The following is a 13656-nucleotide window of genomic DNA, read 5'->3' as shown; positions in this document are numbered from 1 at the left end:
GCCGGGCGCGGCGCTACTGGTCCCTGTTCACGGCGACCAGGTCGGGGGCCCGATCCGACTCCCGGTAGCCCAACAGATACAGGATGGCATCCAGCCCCAGCGTGGAAATGGAATGGCGGGCGGATTCCTTGACCAACGGCTTGGCGCGGAAGGCCACACCCAGACCGGCTTTGCTGAGCATGGGCAGGTCGTTGGCGCCATCGCCAACAGCAATCACCTGCTCCAGCCGGATGCGCTCCTGATCCGCGATCTGCTCCAGCAGCTCAGCCTTGCGCTGGCCGTCCACAATACGGCCGGCCACCTCGCCGGTCACCCGACCGTCCTGGATCTCAAGATCATTGGCGTAGACGTAGTCGATATTGAGCTGCTTCTGCAGGTGCCGTGCGAAGTAAGTGAAGCCGCCTGACAGAATCGCCGTGCGATAGCCGAGGTTGCGCAACGTATTAATGAGCCGTTCGGCCCCTTCCGTCAGTTTCAGCCGCGCGGCCACGCGTTCGAGCACGGACTCTTCCATGCCTTCCAGCAGTGCCACCCGTTCCCGGAAGCTCTGACTGAAGTCCAGCTCCCCGCGCATGGCGCGCTCGGTAATCTCCGCCACCTTGTGGCCGACACCGGCCTCTTCGGCCAGCTCATCGATAACCTCCGCCTCGATCAGGGTTGAATCCATGTCAAACACCACCAGACGGCGGTTGCGGCGGTAAATGGAGTCCTCCTGGAAACCAATGTCCACGTTCAGATCCGTGGCGATGTGCAGGAAGTCGGAGCGCAATGCCTCCAGGTCCTGGGGCGTGCCCCTCACGGAGAACTCCACACAAGCGATGCGATCACTGCGCTCCAGGCCCGTGCGGCCGGACAGGCGCGCAATATTGTCGATGTTGAGCCCGTGCTGGGCGGTAATGCTTGAAACGCGGGCAATCTGGTTCGCCGTAATGTCCCTCGCCATGAGGGTGACCACATAGCGCCCCCGCCCTTTGCCCGCCACCCACTCCTGGTAGGCCTCCTCGGTAATGGGCTCAAAGCGGACCTGCATATCCAGCTCATGGATACGGAACAACAGCTCCTTGAACACCTGGGGCGCGTTATCCTCCTCCGGAATCTCCGCGAGGATCCCCCAGGTCAGATGGTCGTGGATCACGGCCTGACCAACATCCAGTATGCGCACATCAAACCGCGCCATGATGCCCGTGATCTCCGAGGTGAGCCCGGGTTTGTCCCGCCCGGACACATTGATCAGTACCAGTTCACTCATCCGCTGAACCCGCCTCCCCGGCGTTGTTGTGTTCAATCACGTCGATACGATCGACCCTTTGGAGCCCTCGCGGCAGCTTGTGGCCACGCCGCCCGCGTTCGCCCCGGTAATGTTCAAGGTCACTGAAGCGCAGGGTCAGATGACGCTTGCCCGCATGGAGCACCAGCTTGTCCTGCTCCCCAAAGGTGGTGACCGTCACCATGAACTCCTCGCCACTGCGCACCTGCGCCGGCGGAATCCCGAGCATCTTGTTGCCCTTGCCCTTGGCCCGTTCCGGCAGCTCGCTCAATGGGAAGACCAGCAGACGCCCTTCGCTGGAAACAGCCGCGAGCCAGACATTATCTCCCTCGCGCACGGTTTGCGGCGGCAATATGCTGGCCCCCTCCGGAACGCTGAGAACCGCCTTGCCATTACGATTACGGCTCACCAGCGAAGTAATCGGGGCCACGAAACCATACCCGGCCGAGGTACTGAGCAGCACCCGGCCCTCGCCCGCCATGAGGAGTCCGGCGAAACCGGCGCCGGTGGGCGGATTGATGCGGGTGGTCAGTGGCTCGCCCTGGCCCCGGGCCGACGGCAGCGTATGGGTATTGAGGGCATAGCTGCGACCAGTGGTATCCAGCACCAGCGCCTGTTGGTTGTTACGCCCCCTCGCCGCCAACGCGAAGCGGTCACCGGCCTTATAGCTGAGACCACTGGGATCAATATCGTGACCCTTGGCGGCCCGGATCCAGCCTTTTTCGGACAGCACAACCGTCACCGGATCCCCGGACACCAGATCCGTCTCACTGAAGGCTTTCGCCTCGCTCTTCGCCTCAATGGGACTGCGCCTGTCGTCACCAAACGCCTCGGCATCCGCCTCGAGCTCAGACTTGATGAGCTCACGCATCCGCACTTCAGAGCCCAGTGTGGCCTGAAGGCTGTCACGCTCCTGCTGGAGTTCATCCTGCTCGCCACGGATCTTCATTTCCTCAAGCTTGGCCAGATTGCGCAGCTTGAGTTCCAGGATGGCCTCGGCCTGTTCGTCCGAGAGCCCGAAACGGTCCATCAGTACCGGTTTGGGTTTATCCTCGTCACGGATGATCTGGATCACTTCATCAATGTTGAGATAGGCAACGAGCAACCCCTCAAGGATGTGCAGCCGTGCCCTGACCTTGCCCAGACGGTGTTCAAGACGGCGACGCACGGTCTCGTGGCGGTATTCCAGCCATTCGGACAAAAGCCCTCGCAGATCCCGAACGCGGGGACGCCCGTCCAGACCGATGACATTGAGGTTCATCCGGTAATTCTTTTCCAGGTCCGTGCTGGCGAACAGATGCTCCATCAGACCTTCCGTATCCACCCGGTTGGAGCGCGGCGAGATCACCATCCGCACCGGGTTCTCATGATCCGATTCATCGCGCAGATCCGTGACCATTGGCAGTTTGCGGGACTGCATCTGTTGTGCGATCTGTTCCATGATCCGGTTGCCCGAAACCTGATGCGGCATGGCGTTGATGACGATATCACCGTTTTCAACCTGCCAGCGGGCCCGCATGCGCAGCGTCCCGCGGCCCGTACGGTAAAGCTGACGCAGATCCTCCCGCGAAGAGACAATGGCTGCGCCCGCCGGGAAATCAGGCCCCTGGATGTGATCACAGAGGGCGTCCACATCCGCCCCGGGTTCATCCAGCAGCCGGATGCAGGCGGCGACCACCTCCCGCAGATTATGCGGCGGAATATCCGTGGCCATGCCCACGGCGATCCCCGTGGTCCCGTTGAGCAGCACATGCGGCACCCGCGCCGGCAGCGTCGCTGGCTCGTTCAGGGTGCCGTCAAAGTTAGGCTGCCAATCCACTGTACCCTGGCCCAGCTCACTGAGCAGCACCTCGGAAAACTTCGCCAGTCTGGCTTCGGTGTAACGCATGGCAGCGAAGGACTTGGGGTCGTCCTGGCTGCCCCAGTTACCCTGGCCATCCACCAGCGGGTAGCGGTAGGAAAAGGGCTGTGCCATGAGCACCATGGCCTCATAACACGCCGAATCCCCATGGGGGTGGAACTTGCCCAGCACATCGCCCACGGTGCGCGCGGACTTTTTGTACTTGGCGGTGGCGGAGAGCCCCAGCTCCGACATGGCATAGACAATCCGGCGCTGGACGGGTTTCAACCCATCCCCGATGTGCGGCAGGGCCCGGTCAAGAATGACGTACATGGAATAGTCCAGGTACGCTTTCTCCGTGTAATCCCTCAGCGCAACGCGCTCATAGCCCTCGTCGGTGGTCTCGAATTCCGGCATAGCCCCTCGGTGCTCCGTCATGGGTGGGTGCCCCTTTTCGGGCAAAGCGCCATTATAGGGAGGCTTGCGCTGGACTCCAAACAAGCGGTAGTGGATTTCCCGAATAGTGGCCAGGGAGGCTCAAGGCTAACGTGAAACCACCTTCTGCGACCATCCTGTTATCACGGTGGAACCGAGACCCCTTATGGCATCGAGTCGAATACGCGCTGCGCGTCGGGCTGCGGCCCAGGGACTCATGGTGGGCCTGCTCACCTTCGTGCTGATCATTATGGTGGAATACATGTGGGCGGGTGGCCTCGTGGACCTGCGTCTCTACGGCCTCACCAGTCTGGGGGTCAGTATCCTGGTTTTTTTCAACCTGCTTCTAACCAGGCACCAGCGGCGGCCCCGCCAGGAGGCCACCGACCGGTCACGCCGTCGTCACTGACGCACGCCCTCCACTGACAGCATCAGCGTTACCTGCTCGGCTTCCGGGCCCAGATCGTAGTCAATCCCGAAATTCTCCAGCGTCAGGGTTGTGGTGCCCTCAAAACCCATGCGGTAGTTCCCCCAGGGGTCCTTGCCGTGGTTGATCAGCTCCATATCCAGATCCACCTCACGCGTCACGCCGTGTAACGTCAGGTCGCCGGTCACCGTCGCGGAATCCTCACCTTTCATTTCCACGTCAGTGCTCTCGAAGGTTGCTTCCGGGTACTTGCTCACATTGAGGAAATCATCGCTGCGAAGGTGTTTATCCCGCTCCGAATGATTGGAATCCACGCTGCTGGTATCCACGGTCACGCTGACCGAGGATTGTTCCGGATTCTCCGCGTCGTACTTGAAGCTGCCATCAAAGTCATTGAAGCGCCCGTAAAGGGTACTGAAGCCAAGATGGCTGATGCGGAACTGGATGAACTGGTGCTGCCCTTCGCGATCAAAGGCATAGGTGCCGCTCGGATCCGCCGCCAGGGCCGGGCCCGAACCCACCATCGCGACCGTGGCTGCCGAGGCGACAAAACTCCGGGTCAGGGTTGTCAGATTCATAGTCTTCTCCTTGTCTGTGTCGTTATTGAACGTTCGTCCTGGAATCACTGCTGGCGCAGCTTCATGCACAGCATCCGCCGCAGTGTATCGTCACGATCCCAGAAATGGTGTTTGAGCGCGGCCACGCCATGAAGGCCGGCGAGAATGACCACCGTCCACCCCATCCAGCGGTGCCAGTCCCCCGCCACGTCCTCCATACCCTGCACATTACCGGTTAGCGCCGGGACGCTGAACCAGTCAAAGACCGCCACGCCACGCCCGTCAGCCGTGGAGATCAGGTAGCCACTGATCACCATGGCCAGCATCAGGGCGTACAGGAGCCAGTGGGCAGCATGGGCGCCCAGGTGCTCAACCCGGCTGTGGCCGGGCACTGGCGCAGGCGGCGGCGAAACGAACCGCCACACCAACCGCAGCACCAGGGCCGCGCCCAGCAGCAGGCCAATGCTGCGATGCCAGTCCGGCAGCACGTTCCGCAGCGGATCCATGTACCCGAGATCCACCATGTAGAGCCCGATCGCAAAAAGAGCGACGACGGCGATCCCCATCAGCCAATGAAAGCCAACGCTGACAATGCCCCAGCGGGCTTTTGTATTGCGCCACTGCATCGTTTTCCGCCCCTTGTCCATGGATGCCACACAGACTAGCTTTGTTACAGGATCGGCGAAACCGAAAAGTTCTGTCACTGATATTCAGAAAAACTGACTGTCCGAAACCGTTTTTCGCCGTTGCCCGGGTTTCAGGTGTGTCATTACATACGTGGAATTGGCACAATCTTCGTGGCTGTCAGGAGGAGGGCCCAAAACCGGACGTCGTTCAAAGTGCAATCAGGCCCATGCCACCATTCGACCAGAGCAGTACCGCCAGCGATCTTGAGCGTATCAGTGCCCTGCTGTCTCCCACAGGCGATGATGATACCTGGGTGGGCCACTACGAGGGTCTGATGCTGCGAACCGCGCTGCAACCGATCTTCAGCATCTCCCACAAGCGGATCGTTGGCTACGAGGCCCTGATCCGCGCCTTCGATAACGACGCGGCACCGGTCCTGCCTCCGCATCTGTTCGAGCTGGCCGAGGACCACCCCTCAAACCTGCTTCTCGATCGCTTATGCCGGACGCTTCACGTCCGCAACTTTCAGGGCGTTGCGGACGAGATCAACTGGCTCTTCCTCAATGTCTCGCCGCAGTGCATGGCAAGCGGCATGCAGTCGGATGCGTTCTTTGGCCGATTATTACAGGATTCCGGCTTTCCCGCCCACCGCGTGGTTGTGGAAATCGTCGAAAAACCCAGCGACGATCCCGACCTGTTGCGCCGTACCGTGGAATACTATCGCTCACTGGGCTGCCTCACGGCGATTGATGACTTTGGCGCCGGCCATTCCAACTTTGAACGCATATGGAACCTGCGGCCGGACATCGTCAAGCTTGACCGCCAGATGCTGGCCAGGGCAACCGAGGAAAAGCGTGCCCGCCAGATCCTCAAGGGCATTGTTTCCCTGCTGCACGAATCCGGCTGCCTGGTCCTTCTGGAAGGCGTGGAATCCCAGGAGCAGGCACTGATCGCCGTGGACGCGGGCGTGGATTTCGTCCAGGGCTATTACTTCCATCGGCCAACCACCGAGCTGGGTTGCGCCGTCCAGGGGAACGCCGATTTCGAGACGCTGCTGGCACACTACAAGCAGAACAAGCAGCAGCAATCCGACCCCACACAGACCATCACCGGCTTCTTCAGCCACCGCTTCGAGCGGGTCATCAGCGCGCTCCAGGCCGGCCAGGATTTTGAGCCCGCCTGTGGCCCACTGGTCAACCACCATACGGTCTCGCGCTGTTACCTCATCGGTGATGATGGGGTCCAGGTCCACGACAGCCTGCTGTCGCCGGAAAGTGCCCACCGCCTGGACCCGCGCTTCCGGCCACTGGAAAACACCGTACAGGCGGACTGGTACCGCCAGCACTACCTGCGCCGCGCCCTGCGCCATCCCGGCGAGCTCCAGATCACCCGCCCCTACCTGTCGGCAACCGGCGCACACATGTGCATCACACTTTCCCGGGCATTCGTTTACGGCGATCAGACGCTGGTGCTTTGCTGTGACATCCTGGCCGGGGAACAGCCCCGAACCTGAGCAACGCTGGCACACTTCCCAATACCAGTAATTTTCCTTTAAACGAACACGTGTTAGCTTTATGCCCTCACACGCGCAGTCAAAGTGTGGGAACAGAGTATCAAGCATTCCAGGCCCGAGTCTGTTACCGTAACAGCTGTAATTCTCAGGAGATCGCCATGACAGTGGCCCAATTTGACAAAGCCGATCTGGAACGCTGTGGGAGAGGCGAACTCTTCGAAGGCGACATGCGGCTGCCGGTCGACCAGATGCTGATGCTGGACCGGATTCCCCATATCAGTGATGACGGCGGCGACTACGACAAGGGCCAACTGATCGCGGAACTGGACATTGATCCGGATCTCTGGTTCTTCCACTGCCACTTCAAGGGCGACCCTGTTATGCCGGGCTGCCTGGGGCTGGACGCGCTGTGGCAGCTGACCGGTTTCTTCCTGGCCTGGCAAGGCGGCCAGGGTCGCGGGCGGGCGCTGGGCTGTGGTGAGGTGAAATTCACCGGCCAGGTGCTACCCTCAAACGAACTGGTGCGTTACCAGCTCGACATCAAACGCATTGTCCGGCGTGGCGTTACCATGGGCATCGCCGACGGGATCGTCTCAGTGGATGGGCGCCCCATCTACCACGCCAAAGACCTGCGCGTCGGGCTCTTCACATCCACGGAAAACTTCTGAGGCAGAGCAAGCAATGAGACGTGTCGTGATTACCGGGATGGGGGTCATCTCCAGCCTGGGCAACAATCAGGAGGAGGTCACCGACTCCCTGCGCCAGGTACGCCCGGGCATCGAATTCAGCGAAGAAGCACGGGATAATGGCCTGCGCAGCCAGATCTGCGGTGGCATCCATATCGACCCCAAGGAACACATTGACCGCAAGCTGTACCGGTTCATGTGTCCCGCTTCCGCCTATGCCTATCTGGCAATGCAGGAGGCTGTGGAACAGTCCGGACTGACTGAGGATGAGATCAAGGCGGATACCACCGGCCTCATTATGGGTACTGGCGGTGCCTCCACCGTGGAACTGACGGATTCGATCGACACCCATCGTGAGAAGGGAATCCGCCGCGTGGGCCCCTACCGTGTTCCCAGAACCATGGGATCGGCGATTAACGCCAACCTGGCCACCGCTTACGGTATCCGGGGCGTGAACTACGGCATCACGTCCGCCTGCGCCACCAGCGCCCATTGCATCGGCCATGCGGCCGACCTGATCGCCCTGGGCCGCCAGGAAGTGATGTTTGCCGGTGGCGGCGAGGATCTGCACTGGACCCTGACGCTCCTTTTCGACGCCATGGGCGCGCTGTCGACCAAGTTCAATGATACCCCCGAGAAAGCCTCACGCACCTATGACGCAGACCGGGACGGTTTCGTCATTGCAGGCGGCGGCGGGGTCCTGGCGCTTGAATCACTGGAACACGCCCAGGCAAGGGGAGCCCCCATCCTGGCGGAGCTGGTCGGCTTTGGCGCCACGTCCGATGGTGTGGACATGGTGGCCCCCTCCGGCGAGGGCGCCGTGCGGTGCATGCAGCAGTCACTCAAAGGCATTGATGAGCCACTGAGCTACATCAACACCCATGGCACCAGCACGCCCACAGGCGATGTAGTGGAACTGGATGCCATCCACCAGGTGACCGGCGACGCCATGCCGCCCACGGGCTCAACCAAGCCGCTGACCGGTCACTCGCTCGGTGCCGCAGGCGTGCATGAAGCCATCTATACGCTGATCATGCAGCGCGAAGGCTTCCTCACGCCTTCCGCCAACATCGAGAATCTGGACGAAGGCGCCGAGGGCTACCCCATCATCCGCGAGTTCCAGGACAATGTGGATCTGCCGCTGGTGATGAGCAACAGCTTCGGCTTCGGTGGCACCAACGCCACCCTGGTCTTCCGCCGCTTCAACGGCTGACCCGCCGAAACAAGGCCGGGGCCGGGGTCAGCCGACGACCTCGGCCTCATTGCCGTATTCCTCCAGCCAGCTGCGGCGATCCGCCGCGCGCTTCTTCCCCAGCAGCATATCCATACGGTCGTCCGTGCCGTCATCCGGGCTCAGTGACAGCTGAACCAGACGCCGTGTATCCGGTGCCATCGTGGTCTCACGCAACTGCAGCGGATTCATTTCGCCCAGGCCCTTGAAGCGCTGGGTCTGTATCTTGCCCTTACGCTTCTCAGCCGCCAGGCGATCAATGATGCCCTGCTTTTCGTGTTCGTCCAGTGCGTAGAAGGTTTCCTTGCCCAGATCGATGCGATACAACGGCGGCATGGCCATGAACACATGCCCCGCCTCGACCAGAGGCCGGAAATGCTTGACGAAGAGTGCACACAGCAGGGTCGCGATGTGCATGCCATCCGAGTCCGCGTCCGCCAGGATGCAAACCCGGTTGTAGCGCAGCCCGGTCAGGTCCCCGGAGCCAGGATCCACGCCAATGGCGACGGCAATATCATGCACCTCCTGGGAACTGAAGATCTCCGCCGAGTCCACCTCCCAGGTGTTGAGGATCTTGCCCCGCAGCGGCATGACCGCCTGGTATTCGCGATCCCGTGCCTGCTTGGCGGAACCACCGGCGGAGTCGCCCTCCACGAGGAACAGTTCCGACTGGGCCGGGTCCGTACCGGTGCAATCCGCCAGCTTGCCGGGCAGCGCCGGGCCGGAGGTGACCTTCTTGCGCTGCACCTTGCGTGACGCCCGAAGGCGGCGCTGGGCATTACCGATGACGAACTCCGCCAGCGCCTCGGCGATGTCCGTGTGCTGATTCAACCAGAGGCTGAAGGCATCCTTGACCACGCCGGAGATGAAGCTGGCCGCCTCCCGGGACGATAGCCGTTCCTTGGTCTGGCCCGAAAACTGGGGTTCCTGCATCTTGAACGAGAGCACGTAACTGCAGCGCTCCCAGATGTCGTCCGGGGTCAGCTTGACCCCGCGCGGCAACAGGTTATGCAGCTCGCAGAATTCACGCAGCGCCTCCAGAAGCCCGGTCCGAAGGCCATTCACATGGGTGCCACCCTGGGTGGTGGGGATAAGGTTCACATAGCTCTCGGCCACCACGTCGGTGTCCTCGGGCAGCCACTGCAGAGCCCAGCTCACCCTTTCGGTATTGCCACTGATCTCACCGGTGAACGGCTCCTGGGGCAGACACTCCCGGTCCGCCAGGGCGGTTTTCAGGTAATCGGTCAGCCCGTCCTCGTAATACCACTCGTCCTTTTCGCCGGTTTCCTCCTGCAGCAGCGTCACGGTCAATCCCGGACACAGCACGGCCTTGGCGCGCAGGTTATGGCGAAGGCGGGGAATCGAGAATCTCGGGCTCTCAAAATACTCCGGGTCCGGACGGAAGCTCAGGGTTGTGCCCGTGTTGCGCTTACCCACCGTATCAATGACATTCAGGTCCTCGACCTTGTAACCATGCTCAAAGCGGATGCGATGCAGCTTGCCATCACGCCGGATCAACACCTCCAGCTCCGTGGAGAGCCCATTGACCACGGAAACGCCCACGCCGTGCAGCCCACCGGAATACTGGTAGTTACTGGTGCTGAACTTACCCCCGGCATGCAACCGCGTCATGATCAGCTCAACACCAGGGATGCCCTCTTCCTGGTGGGCGTCCACGGGCATACCGCGGCCATCATCGGTCACCGAGAGGCGGCCGTCCGCGTGCAGCACCACGTCGATGCGCTTCGCGTGGCCACCCAGTGCCTCGTCCACGCTGTTGTCGATGACTTCCTGGGCCAGATGATTGGGACGGGAGGTGTCGGTGTACATGCCCGGCCGCTTGCGCACCGGGTCCAGCCCCTTGAGGACTTCAATGGAATCGGCGTTGTAATCGCTGCTCTGGCTCATAGGCTCGGGTGTCCATCAACGGGAATGGGGCAAGCGGCCCGAAGGCCGCCCTGGTACGTACGCAACAGTACCAGAGAACGGCAAAGGATTCAGTGCCCGGCCGGCGCCTCCAGGCGCAGCGGGAAGCCCTCGGCATCCATCCGCACAGAAAGGGTCGACCAGCCCTCGCCCGGCACCGACAAGGCCAGGCACGGTGTCGTAATGACCTGTGCCAGCATGGCGTCACTGTCCGGCTCCGTGTAGCGCAGGGCAACGCTCAGATTTCCCGCCACCTTTTCGGACTCACGCAATTCGCCACCATATCCCGGCGTGGGACGCTGGCCGAGATACACAATGACCACATCACGACCGGACTGGAGCGCTCCCTGCGCCGATGACATCAGCCGATCCACCTCCGGAAGCTCTGCCTTCGAGCGCACCAGGGCAAGGCCGGGGCTTTCAACGTGGCACTGGGACGCCTGACCGATCACCTCAACATCGGGAAGGACCTCCTTCTCAGCCTGGCCCGCCTGGCACCCCACCAATAGCGGCACCAGCAGACCCAGTAAACGCCGACTCACCATTGCCTAACCTCCTTGCCGCTAACTCATTGATCAGTGACTCGACGGTAGCCGGGATCCACCTGGGTATCAACCGGCCGCGTAAAGGCGGTTTCCAGCTCAACCTCCCGATTCATCGCCTGGGTTACGGTTATGGGCTCCGCCTGCCCGGTAAAGGGAAATTCGGCACAGGCTTCACCCGGGCCACAGAAGGCACCATCGTTATCCATGTCACTCCCCGCAATCAGGAGGTACTCGCCCGGCTCAATGTCGGACGTATCAAACGAGAAACGGTACTGACCGTTTTCGGCTTCCGCGATTGTCTGTTGCACTTCCATGCCCGGTTGGGATGGGTCCCGAGGGATCAGCTGCACGAAGTGCACCCCTGCATTACGGGCCCGGGTATCGGCTTCCAGGGTCGCCGTAACCGGCAGCTGGAAGGAGCGCTGGTCACTGCCGGCCTGATAGGTCACTTCGAGCACGGACCGATAGAGCGCCCCTGGCGTGAGCCTGTCCGTGTTCAGGCGTACGCGGAAACGACGGCCACCGTGGGACTCAACCTGATCAAGCCAGGGCGCGCTCCCGGAAACCGCCAGGCCGCTCAAGGAAACACTACCCTCTCCCACCCGACGGAACGACAGCTCAACCTGATCGGTACCATCGCTGAAATCGATCATGCCGGGCTCCGGGGCCAGTGCGGCATAATCCGTCCAGGTTGATGAGGCGGCGGCCCGGGCATCCACGATGCCCCGCCCTCGCTCAAGATCAAAGGCGCCGCTGCCCTGCACGATCTGCCCCTCGCGCACCAGGGCCCTGACAGTGGCCGGCGCCAGATCCGGGTTGGCCTCCAGCAGCATTGCCACCACGCCACTGACATGGGGGGCCGCCATGGAGGTTCCCTGCAAACCGCCCGCGCCGCCGGGCACGGCGCTGTGGATGAAGCGCTGATCGTCACCATCAACGTCCTGGCAACCATTCCCCGCGCCCCCTCCGGCAGGCGCCATCAGGTCCAGCCAGGCCCCAAAGTTGGCAAACTCCGAGCGCGCGCCGGTGCAGTCCACGCCGCCAACCGCCAAGACAGAGGGGTAGGCAGCTGGGTAGAAAGGACGGTCGGTAGGCAGCTGGGTAGAAAGGACGGTCATTGCCGGCATTCCCCGAGGCGCCCACCACAATGATCCCCGCGGCCTCCGCATCGGCGATGGCATCCGCCAGGGCCGGGTTGCTCGTCTGGGTCCCGAGGCTGAGATTGATGATCCGCGCCCGGGGCCTGCCCTGGTTGATGACCCAGCGTACCCCCTCAATGACATCCGCCATACTCCCCTCGCGGCTGCCCAGCACCCGGACGGGAACCAGGTCTGCATCGTAGGCCACACCAGAGACCTGATCCGACTTGAGCGCATCCGCGCCAACAATGCCCGTCACATGCGTGCCATGACCTGACCCGCTGTCATCCCGGGGCCATGCGTCATCATCAACGGTGTCCAGGCAGCCCGTTTCCCCGCAAGCAATAGTCGGTGCCAGATCCGGATGCCAGTCATTATTGGCGTAGCTGATGCCAGTATCGAGCACAGCAACATGAACGCCCTCGCCTGTCCGGTTGCTCGACCAGGCGCCCTCGGCGTTAATACGGTCAAAATGCCACTTCTGCAGCGAATAATCACTCTGGGTCATCGGTGGCAGGTGGGTATCAGCGCGGCGTACGCGTATATTGGGCACAGCCTGAACGACCCCGGGCGAGTCCCGCAGCTGTTGGATCCACGCCAGCGTCTCCTTCACGCGCGCCCGCCCGGACGCATTGGCGGCCATGACCGCCTCACGCTCGAGCGGCATTCGCACATGATGCTGGCGGCCTCCCAGGGATCGCTGCGCAGCCACCGGGAGTTCCCGTCCAGCCTGGGCACGGACCCGCTCCTTCCCGCCATCCGCCCCCAGGGTCACAATCGCCTCGCCGGGGATGACATCCGCAACGCCACCTCCCAGGGACTGGCCCTGATCCAGGGAAGTGGCGCGGATGACATAGCGGGCGGGGCCACTACGCTCCCCGGCCCTGACGCTCAGGTTATACTCCCCAGCATCGTGCGCCTGGACAGAAAGACTGGTAGCGCCCCTGCCTGAACTCACACTCGAGTGCCCTGAGGCAACTGCTTCCAGAATGACCTCGACATCCGGCTCCGGCTGGCTGGAGCGGCCAACCCGATAGGGAGCCGGAAACACATTCACCACCACTCGCTGGCCTTCAACCAGGCTCAACCGCAGCACATCGGACGAGTCGCGAGGGAACGCAAGACCACCGTTATACTGACCGGCGTCGGCACTGATAAAGCCGCCAGCGATCACGTTGCCGGGGAAAGGGCTGTCCGGGTTCTGCACGCCAGAAACCGGTTCGGCCCGGGAACTGGCCAGCCCCTCCTCTGTCAGGGTCAGGGCGGTATCCGCGTCCACGCGTGAGCCCGGGGCAATGGCGATGGTGCCCTGAAGCACACCGGCCTCTTCACCGTCACCGCCTCCGCCGCCCCCACAGCCAGCAACAAGCAGGACAAAGCCTGTCAGCACCAGTCGTTTCCAGAGGCAGGTTTGCACCGTTGCACTCAACTTTATGCCATTAGAGGGTCTTGGCGCGCAGCCA

12 protein-coding genes are annotated in these 13656 nt (G+C 62.2%); 4 read left to right on the top strand and 8 right to left on the bottom strand.

Going from position 1 to position 13656, the window contains the following annotated elements:
• Positions 1-13: 13 nt before the first annotated feature.
• Positions 14-1249: a phosphoserine phosphatase SerB gene (gene serB, locus AC1RQI_RS03735; RefSeq protein WP_416635356.1), complete on the bottom strand. Its 1236-nt coding sequence runs from the start codon at positions 1247-1249 to the stop codon at positions 14-16.
• Complete coding sequence (gene parC / locus AC1RQI_RS03730) at positions 1242-3545, bottom strand: DNA topoisomerase IV subunit A (protein ID WP_481903710.1); 2304 nt, start codon at positions 3543-3545, stop codon at positions 1242-1244. The genes serB and parC overlap by 8 nt, the downstream gene beginning before the upstream one ends.
• A 163-nt stretch (positions 3546-3708) precedes the next feature.
• Between parC and AC1RQI_RS03725 the strand changes: the two genes are divergently transcribed.
• Positions 3709-3951 carry a hypothetical protein gene (locus tag AC1RQI_RS03725; RefSeq protein ID WP_481903709.1) on the top strand — a complete coding sequence of 81 codons (243 nt, stop codon included), beginning with the start codon at positions 3709-3711 and terminating at the stop codon, positions 3949-3951.
• Here the strand turns inward: AC1RQI_RS03725 and AC1RQI_RS03720 are convergent.
• A complete protein-coding gene (locus tag AC1RQI_RS03720) occupies positions 3945-4547 on the bottom strand; it encodes a YceI family protein (RefSeq protein ID WP_481903708.1) in 603 nt (200 codons plus the stop codon). The two genes, AC1RQI_RS03725 and AC1RQI_RS03720, sit on opposite strands and share 7 nt — an antisense overlap.
• 44 nt (positions 4548-4591) lie before the next feature.
• Complete coding sequence (locus AC1RQI_RS03715) at positions 4592-5152, bottom strand: cytochrome b (protein ID WP_481903707.1); 561 nt, start codon at positions 5150-5152, stop codon at positions 4592-4594.
• 227 nt (positions 5153-5379) lie between these two features.
• Between AC1RQI_RS03715 and AC1RQI_RS03710 the strand changes: the two genes are divergently transcribed.
• The 3 genes from AC1RQI_RS03710 to fabB all read left to right on the top strand — a co-directional run bounded on the left by AC1RQI_RS03710 (position 5380) and on the right by fabB (position 8565).
• Complete coding sequence (locus tag AC1RQI_RS03710) at positions 5380-6666, top strand: EAL domain-containing protein (protein WP_416635361.1); 1287 nt, start codon at positions 5380-5382, stop codon at positions 6664-6666.
• A 158-nt stretch (positions 6667-6824) separates the two neighbouring features.
• Positions 6825-7334, top strand: a complete 510-nt coding sequence (gene fabA / locus AC1RQI_RS03705; RefSeq protein ID WP_416635362.1) for a bifunctional 3-hydroxydecanoyl-ACP dehydratase/trans-2-decenoyl-ACP isomerase — start codon at positions 6825-6827, stop codon at positions 7332-7334.
• Positions 7335-7347: 13 nt separating this feature from the next.
• Positions 7348-8565 carry a beta-ketoacyl-ACP synthase I gene (gene fabB / locus AC1RQI_RS03700; protein WP_481903706.1) on the top strand — a complete coding sequence of 406 codons (1218 nt, stop codon included), beginning with the start codon at positions 7348-7350 and terminating at the stop codon, positions 8563-8565.
• 27 nt (positions 8566-8592) lie between these two features.
• Here the strand turns inward: fabB and parE are convergent, their stop codons facing one another.
• The 4 genes from parE to AC1RQI_RS03680 form a co-directional block, all read right to left on the bottom strand.
• Positions 8593-10491, bottom strand: a complete 1899-nt coding sequence (parE, locus tag AC1RQI_RS03695; protein WP_481903705.1) for a DNA topoisomerase IV subunit B — start codon at positions 10489-10491, stop codon at positions 8593-8595.
• Positions 10492-10580: 89 nt separating this feature from the next.
• Entirely contained in the window at positions 10581-11054 is a 474-nt protein-coding gene (locus tag AC1RQI_RS03690; protein ID WP_481903704.1) for a protease complex subunit PrcB family protein, read from the bottom strand.
• A 23-nt stretch (positions 11055-11077) separates the two neighbouring features.
• Positions 11078-12091 carry a S8 family serine peptidase gene (locus AC1RQI_RS03685; RefSeq protein WP_481903703.1) on the bottom strand — a complete coding sequence of 338 codons (1014 nt, stop codon included), beginning with the start codon at positions 12089-12091 and terminating at the stop codon, positions 11078-11080.
• Positions 11988-13583, bottom strand: coding sequence for a S8 family serine peptidase (locus tag AC1RQI_RS03680; RefSeq protein WP_481903702.1), 1596 nt, complete (start codon positions 13581-13583; stop codon positions 11988-11990). The genes AC1RQI_RS03685 and AC1RQI_RS03680 overlap by 104 nt, the downstream gene beginning before the upstream one ends.
• Positions 13584-13656: the final 73 nt, after the last annotated feature.

This window comes from Salicola sp. AFF1 (assembly GCF_056783195.1).
Note: the sequence above shows the minus strand (reverse complement) of the source record. Positions and strands in the feature narration are given on the sequence as shown.